This is a genomic window from Pseudonocardia sp. NPDC049154 (assembly GCF_040648315.1).
Lineage (GTDB): Bacteria > Actinomycetota > Actinomycetes > Mycobacteriales > Pseudonocardiaceae > Pseudonocardia.
Genome location: NZ_JBEZDN010000182.1, coordinates 1 through 2431, shown reverse-complemented (window position 1 = coordinate 2431; position 2431 = coordinate 1). Strand labels below are relative to the sequence as shown.

The window sequence follows — 2431 nt, the reverse complement described above, 5'->3', positions numbered from 1 at the left end:
GTCTGAGAGAGCGCCGCTGCCCTGGGCGCCGCCCCCCACCCCCCCATCGCCCGGGGCGGGGGGGCCGGGCCCCCCGCCCCGGCGCGGCCCCCCCCTCTCGTGTGTCGGGGGACGGGTGACCACCGTCACCGCCACGACCGGATCGTGGCGATGCGCTCCTCCAGCTGCTCGATCGTCGCCATCGCGGTCGGCGGGCCGCCGCAGGCCCGGCGCAGCTCGTTGTGGATCACGCCGTGCGGCTTCTTCGTGCGGTGGTTGTGCAGCGCGACCAGCGTGTTCAGCTCCTTGCGGAGCTTCTGGATCTGCTCGCGCACGGACAGCTGCCGCGGCGGCTCCGGCACGGGCGGCGGCGGGGTGGCGCGGGCCGCGGCGCCGGAGCGCGGCGAGCCCCTGTCCACCCAGTCCTGCTGCCGCTGCTGCAGCAGCGTGCGCACCTGGTCGGCGTCGAGCAGCCCGGGCAGCCCGATGTACTCCTCCTCGTCGGCGCTGAACGAGGCGCCGTCGAAGATCAGCTGGTCGAGCTCGGCGTCGGCGTGCAGCGCGGTGAAGGACTTCTCGTCCTCCCCCGGCTCGTCCTGCTGCCGGTTCGCGAGGGCGAGCTCCTCGTCGTTCCACTCCTCCTTGGGCCGGTGCGGCTTGCCGAGGACGTGGTCGCGCTGCGCCTCCAGCTCGCTCGCCAGGCCCAGCAGCACCGGGACCGACGGCACGAACACCGAGGCCGTCTCCCCCGGCCGCCGCGACCGCACGAACCGGCCGATCGCCTGCGCGAAGTACAGCGGGGTCGAGGCCGAGGTCGCGTAGACGCCCACCGCGAGCCGCGGGACGTCGACGCCCTCGGACACCATCCGGACGGCGACCATCCACCGCTCGTCGGACTTCGAGAAGGCCTCGATCCGGTCCGACGAGCCCGCCTCGTCCGAGAGGATCAGCGCGGGCGGCGTGCCGGTGACCTGCTGCAACAGGGCGGCGTAGGCGCGCGCGTTGGTCTGGTCGGTGGCGATGACGAGGCCGCCGGCGTCGGGCATCCCGCTGTTGCGGTGGGCGTCGAGCCGCTTGTCGGCGGCCGCGAGCACCGCGGGCATCCACTCGCCGCCGGGGTCCAGCGCGGTGCGCCAGGCCATCGCGGTCTGTTCCTTGGTGAGCGGCTCGCCGAGCCGGGCGGTGATCTCCTCGCCCGCGCTCGTCCGCCAGCTCGACGTGCCGGAGTAGGCCAGGAACACCACCGGCCGGACGACGTTGTCCGCCAGCGCGTCGGAGTAGCCGTAGGAGTGGTCGGCGCGGCTGCGCAGCGCGCCCTCCCCGTCCCGGACGTACTCGACGAACGGGATGGGGTTGTCGTCCGACCGGAAGGGCGTCCCGGTCAGCGCCAGCCGCCGCTCAGCCGGCTCGAAGGCCAGCTGGACGCCCTCGCCCCAGGACTTGGCGTCGCCCGCGTGGTGGATCTCGTCGAGGATCACCAGCGTGCGGCGGTTCTCGGTGCGGGCCCGGTGCGTGTGGGGGTGCACGGCCACGCCGGCGTAGGTGATCGCGATGCCGTGGTAGTCCCGCGAGGTGCCGGCCGACGCCCGGAACTCGGGGTCCAGCGCGATCCCGACGGCCGCCGCGGACTGCGCCCACTGGTACTTGAGGTGCTCCGTCGGGGTGACGACGGTGACCGCCTCGATCGTGCGGTCCGCCAGCAGCTCGCTCGCCACCCGCAGCGCGAAGGCCGTCTTGCCCGCGCCCGGCGTCGCGACCGTCAGGAAGTCCTGGGGCCGGGCGGCCAGGTACCGGGCGAGCGCCGAGCGCTGCCAGGCACGCAGCGGGCGCGAGCCCAGAGCCGACACCGAGGAGAGTCCCTGAATCGGTACGGATTCCGTTTGCGACACACGTCTCCCTGTCCTGCCGACCTCCCCCCGGAGGGGGTGCTGGGGCCGCCGATCAGCGTATCCGGGGGTCACCGCGGGCGACGCCGTGCCCCGACCCGGGACGCGAACGCGCACGTCACGCGCGGCGGGCTGGCCCGGGGCGCCCGGTCCGGGGTACACCTGCGGGCACAGCGGGCCGGCTGGGAGGATCGGCCGGACGGGGACCGGGGACGAACCGGACGGGAAAGGGGCGCACACGATGACACGGCGCGGCAGGTGCGGGCGATGACCCGGCCGGAGGCCGACGACGCCGCGCTGCCGCTCGACGCCCTGCTCACCGAGGCCGCCCGCGGACCGCTGGCGCGACTGCTGCCGGTCGCCCCGGCCGCACGCCTCGCCGCCGCTGCGCTGCGCTCCCCCGCCGCCACGGCCGGCCGCGCGGCGGGACTGCTCGCCGAGCTCGGCCGCATCGGGCTGGGTGCCCGCCCGGCCGCGGGCCATCGTGGGCGAGTTCCCGCACGAGTGGATCGACGGCGAGCGGATCGAGAGCTACATCGCGCCCGGCAGCGACCACGCCATGCGCC

At 75.5% G+C, this 2431-nt stretch carries 2 protein-coding genes; one reads left to right on the top strand and one right to left on the bottom strand.

The features are described from left to right. Positions 1-125 precede the first annotated feature (125 nt). Positions 126-1826: a DEAD/DEAH box helicase gene (locus tag AB0B41_RS40640; RefSeq protein ID WP_358212365.1), complete on the bottom strand. Its 1701-nt coding sequence runs from the start codon at positions 1824-1826 to the stop codon at positions 126-128. Positions 1827-2132: 306 nt separating this feature from the next. On the opposite strand from AB0B41_RS40640, the gene AB0B41_RS40635 reads away from it, so the two are divergent. Next, a partial coding sequence (locus AB0B41_RS40635) for a hypothetical protein (RefSeq protein WP_358212364.1) occupies positions 2133-2431 on the top strand: 299 nt, incomplete at its 3' end.